The sequence below is a fragment of the Streptomyces zhihengii genome, assembly GCF_016919245.1.
GTDB classification, from domain to species: domain Bacteria; phylum Actinomycetota; class Actinomycetes; order Streptomycetales; family Streptomycetaceae; genus Streptomyces; species Streptomyces zhihengii.
Window position 1 is genome coordinate 2,144,061 of sequence record NZ_JAFEJA010000001.1, and the last position, 20,543, is coordinate 2,164,603.

Consider the following 20,543-nt stretch of genomic DNA (forward strand, 5'->3'; position numbering starts at 1 on the left):
CAGTCACGCTTCGCCGAACTCGGCGTCGATCATTTGGAAGACCTCGTCCATGGACGTGGCCGCTTCGATGCGCTCGGCCGTGCTCTCCGCCTCGTCGTCGTCGGCGACGACGGACAGCAGGCGGCGCAGGCGCTCGGCCACGTGGCGTCGCTCGGTGTCGGCGACCGTGGAAAGCATGTCTTCCAGCTTGTTCAGTTCCTTCTCGATGGGTGGTTCGGCGGCGGCGATGCCGCCGAACTCGGCCAGCAGCAGGCGTGCGATCTCGGCGGGCGTCGGGTAGTCGAAGACGAGCGTCGCGGCCAGCCGCAGGCCGGTGGCCTGGGTGAGCCGGTTGCGCAGTTCGACGGCGCCCAGCGAGTCGAAGCCGATCTCCTGGAAGGCCCGGTCGGGTTCGACGGCCGCGGCCGAGGTGTGGCCGAGGACGGCCGCCACCTGGGTGCGGACCATGTCGAGGACGAGCTGCGGACGGTCCGCCTCCTCGACGCCGGCCAGTTGGTCGCGCAGGGACACCGTGGGGGCGTCCGCGCGCCGGGCGGCCACCGGCGCCAGCCCGCGCAGCACCGCGGGGACGGCCCCTGTCCTGGCCTGGGCGCGCAGCGCGGCCGTGTCCAGCCGGACGGGCGCCAGCAGGGCCGCGTCCGTGGCGAGGGCCCGGTCGAACAGGGCGAGGCCGGACTCCGCCGTGAGTGCCTTGGCGCCCATGCGCTCCAGGCGGGCCAGTTCGCCCGCGCCGAGCTGGGCCGCCATGCCCGCGCTGTCCGACCACAGGCCCCAGGCGAGGGACGTGGCGGGCAGGCCGGCGGCCCTGCGGGACGCGGCGAGCGCGTCGAGGGCGGCGTTGGCGGCCGCGTAGTTGCCCTGGCCGGGGCTGCCGATCAGCGCGGCGACGGACGAGAAGACCACGAAGGCCGCCAGGTCCGTGCCCCCGGTCAGTTCGTGCAGGTGGCGTGCCGCGTCGACCTTCGGGCGCATGACGCGTTCGACGTGTCCGGGGGTCAGCGAGTCGATGACCCCGTCGTCCAGGACGCCCGCGGTGTGCACGACGCCGGTGAGCGGGTGGCACAGTGTGTCGAGCGCCGCCGCGAGCTGCTCGCGGTCCGCGACGTCGCAGGCGGCGACGCGGGCCTCGCAGCCCGACTCGGCCAGCTCGGCGACGAGTTCGGCCGCGCCCTCGGCCTCGGGGCCGCGGCGGCTGAGCAGCAGCAGGTGCCGCACACCGTGCACGGTGGCCAGGTGGCGGGCGAACAGCGCGCCCAGGCCGCCCGTGCCGCCGGTGATCAGCACCGTGCCGTCCGGGTCGAGCGCCGGTTCGCGGCCGGGCACGGGTGCCTCGGCCCGGGCCAGCCTCGGAGTGAGCAACCGCGTTCCGCGCACGGCGAGTTGCGGTTCGTCGGTGGCGAGCACCGTCGTCCAGTCGGGCTCGGTGCCGTCCGTGTCGACCAGGACGAAGCGCCCGGGGTGCTCGGACTGGGCGCTGCGCAGCAGGCCCCACACGGCTGCCTGCGCCACGTCCGGCGCCTGGCCGTCCACCGCGACCGCGTGCCGGGTGACCAGCACGAGACGGGAGTCGGCCGGCTGCCCGGCGGCCAGCCACCGCTGCACCAGGTCCAGGGCGTCGCCGACGGCGGTGCGGGCCGCGGTGTCGAGGGGGCCGTCCGGGGTGGCGACCTCGGCGAGGACGGCGTCGGGCAGGGCCAGGCCCTCCGCGAGGGCCTTCTCCAGCGCGGCGGGGTCGGCGAACCGCTCCGCCGTGCCGCCGAAGGCGCCGGCGTCCGCGGTGCCGGGCCGGGTGCCGTCACCGGCGGTCGTGAGGACCGCCAGACGGAGCGGCTCCGTGCCCCGCGCCGGGGTGCCGGCGACGGGGGCCCACTCCAGGCCGTAGAGGTCCTGCCCGGCGTCGCCGCGGGCCGCCTCCAGGTGCGCCTGCTCGACCGGCCGGACGTCGAGACGCCGCAGGCAGGCGACCGGCAGGCCGTCCTCGCCCGCGATGTCGAGCTGGAGCGACATCGGGTCGGGCAGGGTGATCCGCACCCGCAGACGCGTCAGCCCGAAGCGCTCCAACTGCACGCCGGACCACGAGAAGGGCAGCCCGCTCGGGTTGTCCTCCCCCATGTCGAGCATGCCGAGCCCCCCGTGCAGCGCGGAGTCGAACATGGCGGGGTGCACGGCGAACCCGTCGGCCGGACCGGCCGCCTCGGGCAGCTCCAGCTCGACGAGCACCTCCCCCTCGCCGCGGCGCCAGGCGGACCGGACCGCGCGGAAGGCGGGCCCGTAGTCGAAGCCGACGTCGGTCAGGTGGGCGTTGCGGTTGAGCAGCGTGTACAGCTCGGACACCGGCATGGACGCGGCGTCCGCGGGCGGCCACGGCATCGGCAGCGGCCGCAGCGGCTCCGCCTTGGCGGAGAGCCAGCCGCGGGCGTGGCAGGTCAGCTCACCGGCGGTGTCCTCGCCCGCGTCGATCCGCGAGAAGAAGGCGATCTCGCGCCGGCCGTCCTCGCCGGGGGCACCGACCGTGACGCGGATCTGCCGTGTCACACCGTCCTCCAGGACCAGCGGCGCGGCGATGACCATCTCGTCGACGACCTCGCAGCCCAGACGGCGGCCGATGGTGAGCGCCATCTCGCACATGGCGGTCCCGGGCACCAGCACGATGCCGAAGACGGCGTGGTCGCGCGTCCAGGGCTGGGTCTCCTGCGACATGCTGCCGGTGAAGACCCACTCGTCGCGGTCCCCGACCTGCACGGCGGCGGCAAGGACGGGGTGCCGCATACGGTCCATCCCTGCGGCGGTCGCGTCACCGGCACCGGCCTTGCGGGACAGCCAGTAGTTCTCCCGCTGGAAGGCGTAGGTGGGGAGGTCGACGCGGCGTGCGCCGCTGCCGGCGTAGTAGGCGTCCCAGTCGACGCCCGCACCCGAGGTGTGGGCACGGCCGAGGAAGGCGGCGAACGTGTCCGCCTCCGGGCGCTTGGAGCGCAGAGCGGGCACGAAGGCGGCCTCGGTGTCGTCCTCGACGCACTGCCGGGCCATCGCGGTCAGCACCGCGTCCGGGCCCAGCTCCAGGAACCGACGGACACCCAGCTCCCACAGGGTCGCGACACCGTCGGCGAAACGCACAGCCTGGCGGACGTGGCGCACCCAGTACTCGGCGTCGAAGCCGGTGACGACCTCGCCCGTGACGTTGGAGACGACGGGGATGGCGGGTGTGCCGTAGGACAGGCCCGCCGCGATGGTGCGGAACTCGTCCAGCATCGGTTCCATGCGGGGCGAGTGGAACGCGTGCGAGACCCGCAGGCGGGACGTCTTGCGTCCCTCCCACGCCGGAAGCCACTCCTCCACCGCGTCCGCGTCACCGGAGACGACGACGGCGAGCGGCCCGTTGACGGCGGCGATCTCCAGCCGGCCTTCGAAGCCGGCGAGCGACTCCGCGACCTCGGCTTCGGCGGCCTGGACCGCCACCATTGCACCACCCGCGGGCAGCGCACCCATCAACCGACCACGCGCCACGACCAGTTCGGCCGCGTCCGCGAGGGACAGCACTCCGGCCACATGCGCGGCGGCGATCTCACCCACCGAGTGACCGATCAGGAAGTCCGCCCGCACACCCAGCGATTCCGCAAGACGGAACAACGCCACCTCGACCGCGAACAGCGCCGCCTGCGTGAACTCCGTCGAGTTCAGGACCTCGCTGTCCTCGGCCAGCAACTCGCGCAGCGAACGCCCCAACCGCGGATCCAGCTCCGCACACACCTCGGCCAGCGACGCCTCGAACACCGGGAACCGAGCCGCAAGTTCAAGGCCCATGCCCCGACGCTGCGACCCCTGCCCCGTGAACAGGAACGCCGACTTACCCCCCACACCCGACTCCGCAGCCGCGACATCACCGAGCCGCGCCAGCAGCTCATCGCGGTCCGAGGCGACCACCACCGCACGCCGCTCCAGCAGCGCACGCGACGTCACCGACGAGAACGCCGTGTCGAGGGCGGACAGCTCCGGACGCGCCAGCACCTGGGCACGCAGCCGCTCGGCCTGCGCCGTCAGCGCTTCATCCGTACGCGCCGAGAGCACGATCGGCACCGGAGCACCGAAGGCTGCCCGCTCAGCAGGCACCTCCGCAGCCGGCGCCTCCTCCACGATGATGTGCGCGTTCGTGCCGCTCACACCGAACGACGAAACACCCGCACGCCGCGGACGCCCGCCCTCAGCAGCCCACTCACGGGCCTCGGTCAGCAGCCGGACCTCGCCCGACTCCCAGTCCACGTGCGGCGACGGCTCATCCGCGTGCAGCGTCGGCGGCAGCACACCGTGCCGCATCGCCATCACCATCTTGATCACACCCGCGACACCGGCGGCGGCCGACGTGTGACCGATGTTCGACTTGATCGACCCCAGCCACAGCGGATCCCCGTCCCGCTCCCGGCCGTAGGTCGCCAACAGCGCCTGCGCCTCGATCGGGTCACCCAGCTTCGTGCCCGTCCCATGGCCCTCCACCGCGTCCACCTCGGACGGCGACAGACCGGCACTGGCGAGCGCAGCGCGGATCACCCGCTCCTGCGACGGACCGTTCGGAGCCGTCAGACCGTTGCTCGCACCGTCCTGGTTCACCGCGGTACCACGCACCACACCCAGGATCCGGCGACCGTTGCGGCGCGCGTCCGACAGACGCTCCACCACCAGCACACCCGCACCGTCCGAGAACCCCGTCCCGTCCGCAGCGGCCGAATACGCCTTGCAGCGACCGTCGGGGGACACCGCGCGCTGGCGGCTGAACTCGGTGAGGAGGTAGGGGCCGGCGAGCAGCGTCACGCCGCCCACCAGGGCGAGCGAGCACTCGCCGTTGCGCAGGGCCTGGCCGGCCAGGTGCAGGGCGACGGCCGAGGACGAGCACGCCGTGTCCACCGACATGGCGGGGCCTTCGAGGCCCAGGGTGTAGGCGATCCGGCCGGACACGACGCTGGTCGTGGTGCCGGTGAGGCGGTAGCCCTCCAGATCGCCCGAGGCCATGCCGCCGTAGTCGGTGGTCACCACACCGGCGAACACGCCGGTGTCGCTGCCGCGCAGGGTCGTCGGGTCGATGCCGGCGTGCTCGAACGCCTCCCACGACGACTCCAGCAGCAGTCGCTGCTGCGGGTCCATCGCGGTGGCCTCGCGCGGGCTGATGCCGAAGAACTCCGCGTCGAACTCGCCGATCCGCTCCAGGAAGGCGCCGCCACGGGTGTTGATCTTGCCGACCTGGTCGGGGTCGGGGTCGTAGATGTTCGGGTCCCAGCCACGGTCGGTCGGCAGCCCGCCGACCGCGTCGCGGCCCGAGGACACCAGCTCCCACAGCTCCTCGGGCGAGGTGACCCCGCCCGGGAAGCGGCAGCCCATGCCGACGATCGCCAGCGGCTCGTCCGGTGCCGTGGCCCGCCGGGGGCGGACGGCGGCGGTGGCGGGCGCATCCGTGGCGCCGCCGATCTCGGCGAGGAGCAGCTTGGCGACGGCGGCCGGTGTGGGGTGGTCGAAGATCAGCGTGGCGGGCAGACGGACGCCGGTGGCCTGGGTGAGCCGGTTGCGCAGCTCGACCGCGCTCAGCGAGTCGAAGCCGAGGTCCTTGAAGGCACGGTCCGTGTCGACGGTCGCCGAGGTGGCGTGTCCGAGGACGGCGGCGACCTGCTCCCGCACCGCGTCGAGGACGATCGGCTCGCGTTCCGTCAGGCCGACGCCGGCCAGGCGCTGCGCGAGCGTGCCGCCCGCGTCGGAGCGCCGTGCGGGCAGGGGGGCGAGGCCGCGCAGCAGCGCGGGGAGCAGTCCGGCCCTGGCCTGAGCGCGCAGGGCGGCCGTGTCGAGCTTCACGGGTGCGAGAAGCGCGGAGCCGGTTTCGAGGGCGAGGTCGAAGAGTTCGAGGCCGTCCTCCGGGGAGAGCGCGCCGACGCCGGTGCGCTCCAGGCGCGCCAGGTCGTCGGCGTCCAGCGCCTCCCCCATGCCGCCGACGCCGCCCCAGAGGCCCCAGGCGAGGGACGTGCCGGGCAGCCCGGCCGCCCTGCGCGATGCGGCGAGCGCGTCCAACGAGGCGTTCGCGGCCGCGTAATTGCCCTGACCCGGGCTGCCCATGAGGGCGGCGACCGAGGAGAAGACCACGAACGCCGACAGCTCAGCGTCCTCGGTCAGCTCGTGCAGATGCAGCGCCGCATCCACCTTCGGACGCATGACCCGCTCGACCTGCTCGGCCGTCAGCGACTCCACCACACCGTCGTCCAGCACACCGGCCGTGTGCACCACACCCGTCAACGGGCGCTCCAGCCCGCCGAGGACAGCCGCGAGCTGCTCGCGGTCGGACACGTCGCACGCCACGACCCGGGCCTCGCAGCCCGACTCGGCCAGTTCGGCGACGAGTTCGGCCGCACCCTCGGCCTCGGGGCCACGACGGCTCAGCAGCAGCAGATGCCGCACACCGCGCGCGGTGGCCAGGTGACGGGCGAACAGCGCACCCAGACCACCCGTACCACCGGTGATCACCACCGTGCCGTCGGCGGCGAACGGGGTGACTGCGGCCTTGGCCGACGCCCGCGCCAGCCGGGGCGCGAGGAGCTTGCCGTCGCGCACGGCGAGCTGCGGCTCGTCCGCACCGAGCAGGGTGCCCCAGTCCGGTTCGGCAGCGGCGTCCGCGTCGAGGTCGACGAGGACGAAGCGGCCCGGGTGCTCGGACTGGGCGCTGCGCAGCAGACCCCACACGGCGGCCTGCGCGACGTCAGGCGCCTCCCCGTCGACGGAGACCGCGCCACGGGTGACGACGACCAACCGGGCGCCGGCCGGCCACTCACTCGCCAGCCACCGCCGCACCAGTTCCAGTGCCTCGACCGCGGTCGAGGCCACCGTGGCTCCCGGGGAACCGACTCCGGCGAGTACCAGCTCAGGGGCCTCGGTGCCGTCCGCCAGGGCGCTTTCGAGCGCTTCCAGATCGGCGTGGTCGCCGTCGCCCGTCCCGATGCGCGCGGGAGAGGAACCGGCGGCCGACGGGAGCGGCTCGACGGGCGTCCAGTCCACCGCGTAGAGGGACTGGCGGGCGTCGCCCTGCGTGATGTCGATGCGCGCCTGCTCGACGGGGCGGACGACGAGGGAGCGGACGGACACCACCGGGGTGCCGTCCTCGTCGACCGCGTCGAGGCGCAGGGAGGTGGCGCCGGTCATGGTGGAGCGGACCCGCAGGCGGGTGGCGCCCGCCCGGTCGAGCCGTACACCGCTCCAGCTGAAGGGCATCAGATGGGCGGCGGCGTCGTCGCCCGTGAGCAGGACGACGCCGCTCTGCAGCGCCGAGTCGAAGAGCGCCGGGTGGATGCCGAAGCCTTCGTGGCCCTCGGGCAGGGACACCTCGGCATAGGTGGTGTCACCGTCGCGCCAGGCGGTCTCCACGCCGTGGAAGAGGGGGCCGTAGTCGTAGCCGAGGTCGCCGAGGCTGCGGTACAGCTCGTCGGCGGACAGCGGTGTGGCGTCCTGCGGCGGCCACTGCTCCGTCCAGGCGGGCGCGGGCGCGGTGTCGGTGCCGAGGGTGCCGCGGGCGTGGCAGGTGGGCTCGGCGTCGGCGGGGCCGTGCTCCGGCCGGGAGTAGATCGCCAGGTCGCGGCGGCCGTCCGGGCCCGCTGCGCCGACGGTGATCTGGAGCTGCCGGGTGACACCGTCCCGCATGAGCAGCGGCGATGCGAGCACCAGCTCGTCCACCACGGGCACGCCGACCCGGCGGCCGGCGGCGAGTGCCAGTTCGACCAGCCCGGTGCCGGGCACCACCATGGTGCCGAGCAGCAGGTGTTCGGCGACCCAGGGGTGGTTCTCGGTCGAGATGTTGCCGGTGAAGACCCACTCGTCGCGGTCCCCGACCTGCACGGTGGCGGCGAGGAGCGGGTGGTCGACGGCGATCAGACCGGCGGCGGACACATCCCTCGCACCCGTGGCCGGGGCCAGCCAGAACCGTTCCCGCTGGAAGGCGTAGGTGGGCAGATCGACGCGCTGAGCACCCGTGCCCGCATAGACGGCCTCCCAGTCCACACCCGCACCCGAGGTGTGGGCCCGGCCCAGGAACGCGGCGAACGTCTCCGCCTCCGAGTGCTTGGAACGCAGAGCCGGAACGAACGCGGCCTCGCTGTCGTCCTCGACGCACTGCCGGGCCATCGCGGTCAGCACCGCGTCCGGACCCAGCTCCAGGAACCGGCGAACGCCGAGGTCCCACAAGGTGGCGACACCGTCGGCGAAACGCACGGCCTGACGGACGTGGCGCACCCAGTACTCGGCGTCGAAGCCGGTGACGACCTCGCCCGTGACGTTCGAGACCACCGGGATCGCGGGCGGGCCGTAGGACAGGCCCTGAGCGATGGTGCGGAACTCGTCCAGCATCGGCTCCATGCGCGGCGAGTGGAACGCGTGCGACACCCGCAGCCGGGACGTCTTACGCCCCTCCAACGCCGGAAGCCACTCCTCCACCGCATCCGCGTCACCGGACACGACAACCGCGAGCGGCCCGTTGACGGCGGCGATCTCCAACCGGCCCTCGAAGCCGGCGAGCGACTCCGCGACCTCGGCTTCGGCGGCCTGCACCGCCACCATCGCACCACCCGCGGGCAGCGCACCCATCAACCGACCACGCGCCACCACCAGTTCGGCCGCGTCCGCGAGCGACAGCACCCCAGCCACGTGCGCGGCGGCGATCTCACCCACCGAGTGACCGATCAGGAAGTCCGCCCGCACACCCAGCGACTCCGCAAGACGGAACAACGCCACCTCGACCGCGAACAGCGCCGCCTGCGTGAACTCCGTCGAGTTCAGGACCTCGCTGTCCTCGGCCAGCAATTCGCGCAGCGAACGCCCCAGCCGCGGATCCAGCTCCGCACACACCTCGGCCAGCGACGCCTCGAACACCGGGAACCGAGCAGCCAGTTCAAGGCCCATGCCCCGACGCTGCGACCCCTGCCCCGTGAACAGGAACGCCGACTTGCCCCCGACCCCCGACTCCGCAGCCGCGATATCACCGAGCCGCGCCAGCAGCTCCTCACGGTCCGAGGCGACCACCACCGCACGCCGCTCCAGCAGCGCACGCGACGTCACCGACGAGAAGGCGACGTCCGCCACCGACACGTCCGGGTCAGCCGCCAGCCGCTCCCGCAGCCGCTCGGCCTGGGCCGTCAGCGCTTCATCCGTACGCGCCGAGAGCACGATCGGCACCGGAGCACCGAAGGCTGCCCGCTCAGCAGGCACCTCCGCAGCCGGGGCCTCCTCCAGGATCAGGTGGGCGTTGGTGCCGCTCACTCCGAACGAGGACACACCCGCACGCCGCGGACGGCTGCCCGCGGCCCACTCCCGGGCCTCGGTCAGCAGTCGGACGTCGCCCGACTCCCAGTCCACGTGCGGCGACGGCTCATCCGCGTGCAGGGTCTTGGGCAGCATGCCGTTGCGCATCGCCATCACCATCTTGATGACGCCCGCGACACCGGCGGCGGCCGAGGTGTGGCCGATGTTCGACTTGATGGACCCCAGCCACAGCGGATCCCCGTCCCGCTCCCGGCCATAGGTGGCCAGCAGTGCCTGCGCCTCGATCGGGTCACCCAGCTTCGTGCCCGTACCGTGGCCCTCCACCGCGTCCACCTCGGACGGCGACAGACCGGCGGACGCGAGCGCCGCACGGATCACCCGCTCCTGCGACGGACCGTTCGGAGCCGTCAGACCGTTGCTCGCACCGTCCTGGTTCACCGCGCTGCCGCGGATGACGCCGAGGATGCGGCGGCCGTTGCGGCGGGCGTCGGACAGGCGCTCCAGGACGACCATGCCGAGGCCGTCGGCGAAGCCGGTGCCGTCGGCGGAGGCGGAGTACGCCTTGCAGCGGCCGTCGAGGGCCAGGCCGCGCTGGCGGCTGAACTCGACGAAGAGGAAGGGGCCGGCGAGCACGGTGACGCCGCCGGCGAGGGCGAGCGAGCACTCGCCGGCCCGCAGGGCGTTCGCGGCGATGTGGAGGGCGACGAGGGAGGCGGAGCAGGCGGTGTCGATGGTGACGGCGGGGCCTTCGAGGCCGAGGCTGTAGGCGACGCGGCCGGACATGACGCTGCTCTGGGTGCCGGTGACCCGGAACCCTTCGAGTTCGGGCAGCGTGGAGGGGCCGTAGTCGGAGGAGACGGTGCCGGCGAACACGCCGGTGTCGCTGCCGCGCAGGGTGGTCGGGTCGATGCCCGCGTGCTCCAGCGCCTCCCAGGACGTCTCCAGCGTCAGCCGCTGGGTGGGGTCCATGGCCAGCGCCTCGCGGGGGCTGATGCCGAAGAAGTCCGCGTCGAACCCGGTCGCGGTGGGGACGAAGCCGCCCTCGCGGGCGTAGGCGCTGCCCGGCCGGTCGGCGTCGGGGCTGTAGAGGCGCTCCAGGTCCCAGCCGCGGTCGGCGGGGAAGGGGCCCATCGCGTCACGGCCCGACGACACCAGCTCCCACAGCTCCTCGGGCGAGGTGACCCCGCCCGGGAAGCGGCAGCCGATGCCGACGATGGCGACCGGTTCGACGTCGCGCTGCTCCAGTTCGCGGACGCGCCGGTTGGCGGTGCGCAGTTCGGTGGTGACGCGGCGCAGGTAGGTGCGGAGTTTCTGTTCGTCGGTCGTCGACTCGGCGCCCGTCGGTCCGCTCCGGCCGTCGTCCGGGTTCCCGGTCGTACGGACTTCTGTGTTCCCCGTCATGCGGAACCGAGCTCCTTGTCGATCAGGTCGAACATTTCGCTGTCGGAGACGAAGTCGAGGTCGGCTTCGAGTTCTGCCTCGATGCCGTCGTCGGTGTCGTCGGTGGTGCCCGCGGCGCTGAGCAGGGTCCGCAGCCGGTTGCTGAGCGAGCGCAGGCGGGGCTCGGCGCCGGCGAGCTGCTGCTCGTGGCCGGCCACGGCGATCAGGAGTGCTTCGAGCCGCTGGAGTTCCTCGTCGAGCGGCGAGGGGCGCGGGCCGGTGGCGGCGCCGCCGACCTCGGTGAGGATGCGCCGGGCGGCCTCGACGGGGGTCGGATGGTCGAAGACGAGGGTGGCGGGCAGCCGCACACCGGCCACCTGGGCGAGCCGGTTGCGGAGTTCGACGGCGGCGAGGGAGTCGAAGCCGAGCTCCTTGAAGGAGCGGTCGGGTTCGACGGCGGCGGCCGAGGCGTGGCCGAGGACGGAGGCGACCTGGGTGCGCACCAGTTCCAGGACGAGCGGCTCGCGGTCGGCCTCCGGGACGCCGGCGAGCCGGCGTTGCAGGGAGCGCGAGGTGTCGGCGCGGCGGGCGGGTGCGCGGACGAGGCCGCGGAGCAGGGCGGGCAGGACGCCGGTGCGGGCCTGGGCGCGCAGGGTGGCTAGGTCCAGTCGGACGGGGGCGAGGAGCGCCGCGTCCGATGCGAGGGCCTGGTCGAAGAGCTGGAGTCCCTGCTCGCTGGAGATCGCGCCGATGCCGGTGCGTTCCATGCGGGCGAGGTCGTCGGCGTCGAGTTCGCCGGTCATGCCGGTGGAGTCGGACCACAGGCCCCAGGCGAGGGAGAGGGTGGGGAGTCCGGCCGCCTGCCGGTGTGCGGCGAGCGCGTCGACGGTGGCGTTGGCGGCGGCGTAGTTGGCCTGGCCGGCGTTGCCGAGGAGGCCGGCGGCGGAGGAGAACAGGACGAACGCCGACAGGTCCATGCGGGCGGTCAGCTCGTGGAGGTGCCACGCGGCGTCGGACTTGGGCCGCATGACGTGCCGGATCTGCTCGGGGGTGAGCGACTCGATGACTCCGTCGGCGAGGACTCCGGCGGTGTGGACGACGGCGGTGAGCGGTCGGTCGAGGGAGTCGAGCAGGGCGGCGGTCTGTGCGCGGTCGGAGACGTCGCAGGCCGCCACGCGGGCGTGGGCGCCGAGGGCCTCCAGTTCGGCGACGAGTTCGGCGGCGCCGGCGGCGGCCGGTCCGCGGCGGCTGACCAGCAGCAGGTGGCGGGCGCCGTGGGCGGTGACGAGGTGGCGGGCGAAGAGGGCGCCGAGGCCGCCGGTGCCGCCGGTGATCAGGACGGTGCCCTCGGGGTCGAGGGGTGCGGGGACGGTGAGGACGACCTTGCCGATGTTGCGGCCCTCGCGCAGGTGGCGGAATGCCTCCTGGCCGCGGCGGGCGTCCCAGGCGCGGATCGGGGAGGGCAGGACCTTGCCGTGGGCGAACAGGTCGGCGATGTCGGTGAGCATCCGCTGGATGCGGTCCGGGCCCGCCTCCATGAGGTCGTAGGAGCGGTAGTGGATGCCGGGGCGCTGCCGGGCGACGGCCTCCGGGTCGCGGATGTCGGTCTTGCCCATCTCGATGAACCGGCCGCCGCGGGGCAGCAGGTCGAAGGTGGCGTCGACGAACTCCCCTGCCAGGGAGTTGAGGACGACGTCCACGCCGGTGCCGCCGGTGGCTTCCAGGAGGGCTTCGCGGAAGTCCAGGTCGCGGGAGCCCGCGATGCGCTCGGGGAGGACGCCGAGGTCGCGTACGGCGTCCCGCTTGGGGCGGCCGGCGGTGGCGTAGACCTCGGCGCCGAAGTGGTGGGCGAGCTGGACGGCGGCCATGCCGACGCCGCCGGCCGCGGCGTGCACGAGCAGCTTCTCGCCCGGCTTCAGGCCCGCCAGGTCGACGAGTCCGTAGTAGGCGGTGAGGTAGACGACGGGGACGGCGGCGGCCTCGGTGAAGGTGAGGCCCTCGGGGACGGGGGCGACGGTCCTGCGGTCGGCGACGGCGACGGGGCCGAAGGCGTCCGTCACCAGGCCGAACACCCGGTCGCCGGGGGCGAGGTCGGTGACGGCGGAGCCGACTTCGAGGACGACGCCCGCCGCTTCGCTGCCGAGGGGTGCGTCGCCCGGGTACATGCCGAGGGCGATGAGCACGTCGCGGAAGTTGACGCCGGCGGCGCGGACGGAGATGCGGACCTCGCCGACGCCGAGGGGGCGTTCGCCGTCCGAGGGCAGGACGGTGAGGTTGTCGAGCGAGCCCTTGCGGGTGCTGCCGAGCCGCCAGGCGCGTCCGGTGGGTCCGGCGGCGGGGCGGGCGAGGCGGGGCGCGAGCAGGGCGCCGCCGCGTGCGGCGAGCTGTGGTTCGTCGAGGTCGGCGAGGGAGCTGAAGTCCGGCGGGGTGTCGCCGTCGGTGTCGAGGAGGACGAAGCGGCCGGGGTGTTCGGTCTGGGCGCTGCGCAGCAGGCCCCAGGCGGGTGCCTGGGCGATGTCGACGGATTCGGAGCCGACGGCGACGGCGCGGCGGGTGACGGCGACGAGGGTGGCCTCGCCGAGCCATTCGCTGGCGAGCCAGCGCTGGGCGAGGGCGAGGGTGCGTTCGGCGACGCCGGCCGCCGCGTCTGCGGGGTCGTCGGCGGCCGGGGTCCCGATCTCGGCGAGGACCAGGTCGGCGCCCGCGGTGCCCTCGGCGAGGGCGGCCTCCAGGGCGTTCAGGTCGGCGAAGCGGGCGCCGGGGGCGTCCAGGTCGCCGAGCACGGCGACCCGGGCGCCCGTCGCGGTGGTGGTGAGGGGCGTCCACTCCAGGTGGAAGAGGGTGTTCTGTTCGGTGCCCGCGCGGCTGAGCTGTGCGGGGTCGACGGGGCGGACGGCGAGGGCGTCGGCGGTGACGACGGTGTCGCCGTTCTCGTCGGCGATGTCGACGCGGAGGGCGTGGTCGCCGGCGGGGGTGATGCGGACGCGGACCCGGGCGGGTGCGGTCCGGCCGCAGCGCACGCCGGTCCAGGAGAACGGCAGGTCCGGTGCGGACGCCGGGTCCTTGTCGATCATGCTGGGGTGGAGCGCGGCGTCGAACAGGGCCGGGTGGACGGCGTATCCGTCGGTGGCGGTGCCGTCCGGGAGGGTGACCTCGGCGTAGATGCCGGTGCCGTCGCGCCAGACGGACTGGGCGCCCTGGAAGAGGGGGCCGTACTCCAGGCCGAGGTCGGCGAGCCGCTCGTAGAGGGCGTCGGCGGAGGACTCGGTGGCGCCGATGGGCGGCCACGCGGCGGGGAAGGCGGGTGCCTGGGCGCCCGTGTCGGCGGCGAGCCGGCCCCGGGCGTGGCGTACGGCTTCGCGGGTGGCGTCGGGGCCGGTTCCGGTCTCGGCGTAGGAGTGGACGGCGACCTCGCGGCGGCCTTCGTCGTCGGCGCGGCCGACGGTGACCCGCAGGTGGCGGGCGGTGCCCTCGTCGAGGGTGAGGGGTGCCTCCAGGACGAGTTCGTCGAGGAGGTCGCAGCCGAGCCTGCGGCCCGCGGCGAGGACGAGCTCGACGACGGCGGTGCCGGGCACGATCACGGTGCCGAGGACGACGTGGTCGCGCGTCCAGGGCTGGGAGTCGGTGGAGTAGCGGCCGGTGAAGACCCATTCGTCGCGGTCGGCGACCTGGACGGCGGCGGCGAGGACGGGGTGCTTCATCCGGTCGAGCCCGGCGGCGGCGACGTCGCCGCCCTGGGCGGAGGGGGTGAGCCAGTACGTCTCGCGCTGGAAGGCGTAGGTGGGCAGGTCGACGCGGTGGGCGCCGGTGTCCGCGTAGACGGCGTCCCAGTCGATCCGGACGCCGGCGGTGTGGGCCTGGCCGAGGGAGAGCAGGAAGCGGGGCAGTCCGCCCTCGCCGCGGCGCAGGGAGCCGACGACGGCGACGCGTGCGGCGGCGTCCTTGCTCTCGACGGTGCCTTCGACGGCCATGGTGAGGACGGGGTGGGGGGACGTCTCGACGAAGCAGCCCATGCCCTTGTCGACGAGGGCGGCGACGGCGGGTGCGAAGCCGACCCGGGCGCGCAGGTTGCGGTACCAGTAGGCGGCGTCCATCGTCGCGGTGTCGACGAAGCCGCCGGTGACGGTGGAGAGGAACGGCACCCGGCCGCTGGTGGGCGCGACGGGGGCGAGGGCGGTGAGGAGGTCGTCCTCGACTGCTTCGACGTGGTCGGTGTGGGAGGCGTAGTCGACGTTGACGCGTCGGGCGCGCACACCGTCGCTCTCGCAGCGGGCGGCGATCTCGTCCAGCGCCGCCGGGTCACCCGCGACGACGACCGAGGACGGGCCGTTCACGGCCGCCACCGACACCGCACCGGCGAACGGAGCGATCAGCTCCTCCGCCCGCTCCACGCCCAGCGCCACCGACATCATCCCGCCACGCCCCGCCAGCCGGTCACGCACCAACTGGCTGCGCACCGCCACGATCCGCGCCGCGTCCTTCAGCGACAGACCACCCGCCACATACGCGGCCGCGATCTCCCCCTGCGAGTGACCGACGACGGCCGACGGCTCCACGCCGTACGACCGCCACAGCGCCGCCAGCGACACCATCACCGCGAACAGCGCCGGCTGCACCACGTCCACGCGCTCCAGCGACGGCGCCCCAGGAACACCGCGCAGCACGTCCTCCAGACGCCAGTCCACGAACTCCGCCAGCGCCTCACCGCACGCCGCGATCTCCGCCGCGAACACCGGCGCCGAATCCAGCAGTTCGACCGCCATGCCCTCCCACTGCGCCCCCTGACCCGGGAACACGAACACCGGCTTCACACCGGTACCGACCACCTGACCCTCCGTCACATGAGCGGACGGTTCGGCGGTGCTGAGGTCGCCGAGCCCGGTGAGCAGGGCGCCCCGGTCGGTGGCGACGACGACGGCCCGGTGCTCCAGGTGGGCGCGGGTGGTCGCCTGGGCGAACCCGATGTCCACATGGTCGAGTTCGGGGCGGGCGATCAGGTGGGCGCGCAGCCGGTCGGCGGCCTCGCGCAGGGCGGCGTCGCCGCGTGCGGAGAGCGGGACGAGCACGGGCCGCGGGGCCCTGGTGCCGTCCTCGCCCGCCGGCGTGTGCTCCGGCTCCGGGGCGCCGGCAGGCGGGGCCTCTTCGAGGATGACGTGGGCGTTGGTGCCGCTGACGCCGAAGGAGGAGACACCGGCGCGCCGGGTCCGCTCGCCGGCGGGCCAGGGGCGTGCCTCGGTGAGCAGCGCGACCTCTCCGGAGGCCCAGTCCACGTGCGAGGACGGGGCGTCGACGCCGAGGGTGGGCGGAAGCGTCTCATGGCGCATGGCCATGACCATCTTGATCACACCGGCGACACCGGCGGCGGCCTGGGTGTGCCCGAAGTTCGACTTGACGGAGCCGAGCCAGAGCGGGCCGTCGGTGCGGCCCTGGCCGTAGGTGGCGAGCAGCGCCTCGGCCTCGATCGGGTCGCCGAGCGGGGTGCCGGTGCCGTGGCCCTCGACGGCGTCCACGTCGGCCGGGGCGAGTCCGGCTCCGGCCAGCGCCTGGCGGATCACCCGCTCCTGGGAGGGCCCGTTGGGGGCGGTGAGGCCGTTGCTGGCGCCGTCCTGGTTGACCGCGCTGCCGCGGACGACGGCGAGGATGCGGCGGCCGTTGCGCTGCGCGTCGGAGAGCCGTTCGAGGACGAGCAGGCCCATGCCCTCGGCCCAGCCGACGCCGTCGGCGGCCTCCGCGTACGCCTTGCAGCGGCCGTCGGGCGACAGGGCGCGCTGGCGGCTGAACTCGACGAAGGCGCTGGGGCGGGCGAGCGTGGTCGCGCCGCCGACGACGGCGAGCGAGCACTCCTTGGAGCGCAGGGACTTGGCGGCGACGTCGATGGCCACGAGGGAGGAGGAGCAGACGGTGTCGACGGTGACCGCGGGGCCCTCGAAGCCGAAGGTGTAGCTGATGCGGCCGGAGGCGACGCTGGGCGAGGAGGCGATGGAGAGGTAACCCTCGATCTCCGGCCTGCGGTCGCTCTGTCCGGCGACGAACTGGTAGTCGGAGAACATGAGTCCGCAGAAGACGCCGGTGTCGCTGCCCTTGAGCGAGGTCGGGTCGATGCCCGCGTCCTCGAAGGCCTCCCAGGCGCCTTCGAGGAGCAGCCGCTGCTGCGGGTCCATGGCGAGCGCCTCGCGGGGGCTGATGCCGAAGAACTCGGCGTCGAACTCGGCCATCTCGTCGAGGAATCCGCCATGGCGGGTGTAGGCGGTGCCGGGGTGGTCCGGGTCCGGGTGGTAGAGGTTCTCCAGGTCCCAGCCGCGGTCGCCGGGGAACTCGGAGAACCCCATCCGTCCTTCGGCGACCAGAGACCACAGGTCCTCCGGCGAGGCCACTCCTCCGGGGAAGCGGCAGCTCATACCGACGATGGCCAGGGGCTCTGCCGCCTGGTCGAGCAGTTGTCGGTTCTCGCGACGGAGCCGCTCCGTCTCCTTCAGCGACTTGCGCAGGGCTCCGACGATGTCGGGCTTCTCGAGGGCCATGCTGGTTTCCCCCACCTTCGGGCTCTTGCCTGGAACCATGTGGTCGACTTGCTAGATCCGGTGGGGACCCCCCTGGATACAGCCATTCCCCCTGCTTTTTCTCGGAAGATGTGTAGGCCGCCGGGCGCCCGGGTAGCCGGGAGGGCCGCCGCGCGGGGTGCGCGGGGTGCGGGACCCGTACGCGGGCCGGTGCGGGCGCGGTCGCCGGAGCCGCTGCGGAGGCGGTCGCCGGAACCGCCGGGGGCGCGAGCGCGGCGAGGCCCGCGCGACCGGTGTCCGGTCGCGCGGGCCTCGTGGGGTGCGCGGTGTGCGCGGTGTGCGCGGTGCGGGGGGTGCGGTTCGGCTCAGCCGTGGACGGCCGGGACCTCCGCCAGGGAGCGGTGGACGGCGTCGACCAGCGCGTCCCCGTTCTCGGTGAAGAAGAAGTGGCCGCCCGCGTGGACGTCCATCGTGAACGCGCCGGTGGTGCTGTGCCGCCACTCGGCCGCGTCGGGCTCGGTCACCTTGGGGTCGTCGTCGCCGATGTGCACGTGGAGCGGCACGGAGATCCGCGCCCCGGGCGTGCCCCGGTAGGTCTCGGCGACGCGGTAGTCGGCCTGCATGGGCGGCAGCACCAGGTCGATGATCTCCTCGTCCTGGAGCAGCTCGTGGCCCATGCCGCCGAGCAGGGCCATCTCCCGCAGGAAGGCGTCCTTGCCCTTGAGGTGGGTCTGCTCGTCGCGCAGGAGCATCGGCCCGACCCGGCCGCAGGCGAAGAGCGCGCGGGGCGGGTTGCCCAGGGCCTCCAGGCGCAGGGCGGTCTCGAAGGCGACCAGGGCGCCCATGCTGTTGCCCAGCAGGACGACGGGCAGGTCGTCCCAGTCGCCCATCAGGGCGGCGATCTCGCCGGCGAGCTCCTGGACGCTGTCCCTGGTGCGTTCGTGCCGGCGGTCCTGGCGGCCCGGGTACTGGATGCCGTGGACGTCCAGGTCGCCGAAGCGGCGGGCGAAGCGGAAGTAGAAGTTGGCGGAGCCTCCCGCGTGGGGGAAGCAGACCAGTCTCGCCCTGGGGGTGTCGGCGGTGCTCAGCCGGCGTATCCAGAGACCGAAGTCGTCCGTGGTGGCCATGGGTTGTTCCTCCCCGTTGTTCTGCGGATCCTCTGCACGCGGTCCGTTACGCCGCGGGACCTCGTCCGTTGTGGCGCGGGGCCTCGTCCGTCGTGCCTCGGGGGCCTCGTCCGTCGTGCCGCGGGCCTCGTGCACGCGGCACCGGCCCGGGCCGCGCGGGCGGGCGGGCCGGGCCGGTGCCGCGGACGGTGTGTCAGCCGGTGCCGTCGGCCTTCTGGAGCACCGGGTCCTGTGAGCCGTCCCCGGCGGCCTCGGCCCCGGCGCGGTCCTCGGGCGTCTCCCGCTCCGGGAAGCGGATGAACAGGGCGCAGGCGACGGCGCCGAGCAGCAGGAAGGCGACGGGCAGCAGGCCGGTCTCGCTGAGGGCCTTGCTGTAGGGCTCGTGCACCGCCGCCGGGATGTCGACGACGCTGCCCTCGAAGTGGTCGCCCCCTCCGCCGATGCCCGGCAGATGGGCGGCGATCCGGTCGACGAACAGGGCGCCGACGACGGCGCTGCCGAGCACGGCGCCCATCTGCCGGTTGGTGTTGTAGATGCCCGAACCCGCGCCGGCCTGGTGGACGGGGAGGTTGCGGGTGGCGATGGCGCCGAGGGGGCCCCAGGCCATGCCGTTGGCGATGCCGGTCACGGCGGCGGTGGCGGAGAACATCCACAGCTCGGAGCCGGGCTTCATCAGCACGCTGTAGCCGACGATCGACACGGCGAAGAGCACGAAGCCGATGGTGGTGAAGGTGCGCGGGTGGGCCTTGTCGGACAGCTTGCCGACGATCGGCGAGGCGACGCCGGTGAGGATGGCGAGCGGCGCGAAGATCAGGGCCGACTCCATGGAGGACAGGCCCCGCACACCCTGGAGGTAGAAGTACGAGGGCACCGTCATCGCGGTGACGGCGGCGCCGATCGCGGCGATGCCCACGTTGGCCAGCGCGAAGTTGCGGTCGCGGAACAGGCTGAGCAGCAGCAGCGGTTCGTCCTTGTTGCGCGACTGGGTCCACACGAAGAGCGCCAGCACCAGGAGTCCGGCGCCGATCATCAGCCAGATGCTCGCGGACCAGTCCTCGTTGTTGCCCTCCTGGAGGGCGTAGACCAGCAGGAACATGCCGCCGCAGGAGAGCAGGATGCCGAGCGGGTCGAAGGAGTGCTTCCTGGTCTCCAGGGTGGGGACCAGCTTCCAGGCCAGGGCGAAGGCGAGGATGCCGATGGGCACGTTGATCAGGAAGATCCACTCCCAGCCGGCGGAGTCGACCAGCAGGCCGCCGATGACCGGGCCGAGGAGCAGGGAGACACCGGCGGCGCCGCCCCAGGCGCCCATCGCTGCGCCGCGCTTGTCGGCGGGGAAGATCTTGGTGATGACGGTCATGGTCTGAGGCGTCATCAGGGCGGCGCCGAGGCCCTGCGCGGCGCGGGCGGCGATCAGCGAGTCGATGCCGCCGGCCACACCGCACCACAGCGAGGCGAGGGTGAAGACCACCAGGCCGGTCAGGTAGACGTTCTTGGGGCCGAAGCGGTCACCGAGGCGTCCGGTGAACAGCAGCGGTGCCGCGTAGGTGAGCAGATAGGCGCTGGTCACCCAGATGACCTCGGAGACGCCGGCGTCCAGCGACTCCATGATCGCGGGGTTGGCGACCGCCACCACGCTCATGTCCAGCACGATGAGGGAGAACCCTGCGATCAGCGCGCCCAGCGCCGGCCACGGGTTGCGTTCAACGGTCACGGTTTCCTTCCCCCAGCGATTGCGACCCGTGCTTCATCACATGTCTCCCTCGTGAGCTGACTGTCCCTGTCATGAACGCAGATCCGGTGGCAGGCCGTCCGGATACGTCGGTGCCGGGAATTCCCGGCCGTGTGTCCGACGTCACAGGCGAACGGGGGCCGGTACGCGCCTGCCGTCGGCCAACGGACTTCCCTGTGGAGGCATTTCGTCCGCCGCGCCGCGGGCCGCCCCGCCGTACGGCGCGACACCTCCGGCGCACGTCGGCACGGGGGCGCCGTCCCGCAGGTCACGGCCTTTCGCCAGCCTGGACCGCGGACGGCCGCGGAGTCGGTCGAAAAGGAGCGGACGCACCCTCCGAATCCCCCATTCCGCTATGACTTCCGGCCACTTTCCGTACGCAATTCAACTGCTTGAGCGGCGAGCTGATCGATTGACACCCCGCTCCGGCAGCCCCGTATAGTAAACAGTTGTAGGGGGAGACAGTCACTTTCCGGACGACGTCCACAGGACTCAAGAGTCTCCACAGGTCACCGAAGTGACGAGGCATCG

At 73.5% G+C, this 20,543-nt stretch carries 4 protein-coding genes; all 4 read right to left on the reverse strand.

Going from position 1 to position 20,543, the window contains the following annotated elements; all coding sequences use genetic code 11:
• Positions 1-3: 3 nt before the first annotated feature.
• Positions 4-10,677 carry a type I polyketide synthase gene (locus JE024_RS41005; RefSeq protein ID WP_244882706.1) on the reverse strand — a complete coding sequence of 3,558 codons (10,674 nt, stop codon included), beginning with the start codon at positions 10,675-10,677 and terminating at the stop codon, positions 4-6.
• Positions 10,674-17,177, reverse strand: a complete 6,504-nt coding sequence (locus JE024_RS08790; RefSeq protein ID WP_205373050.1) for a type I polyketide synthase — start codon at positions 17,175-17,177, stop codon at positions 10,674-10,676. Before JE024_RS08790 ends, JE024_RS41005 begins: the two co-directional genes overlap by 4 nt.
• A gap of 344 nt (positions 17,178-17,521) precedes the next feature.
• Positions 17,522-18,283, reverse strand: coding sequence for a thioesterase II family protein (locus JE024_RS08795; protein WP_205373051.1), 762 nt, complete (start codon positions 18,281-18,283; stop codon positions 17,522-17,524).
• Between the two features lie 193 nt (positions 18,284-18,476).
• On the reverse strand, positions 18,477-19,994 hold the full coding sequence (locus tag JE024_RS08800; protein ID WP_205373052.1) for a DHA2 family efflux MFS transporter permease subunit: 1,518 nt from the start codon (positions 19,992-19,994) through the stop codon (positions 18,477-18,479).
• Positions 19,995-20,543 lie beyond the last annotated feature (549 nt).

Coding starts and splice junctions, on each gene's coding strand:
- JE024_RS41005 (WP_244882706.1), bottom strand. CDS start 10,677: ATGACGGGGAACACAGAAGTCCGTACGACCGGGAACCCGGACGACGGC.
- JE024_RS08790 (WP_205373050.1), bottom strand. CDS start 17,177: ATGGCCCTCGAGAAGCCCGACATCGTCGGAGCCCTGCGCAAGTCGCTG.
- JE024_RS08795 (WP_205373051.1), bottom strand. CDS start 18,283: ATGGCCACCACGGACGACTTCGGTCTCTGGATACGCCGGCTGAGCACC.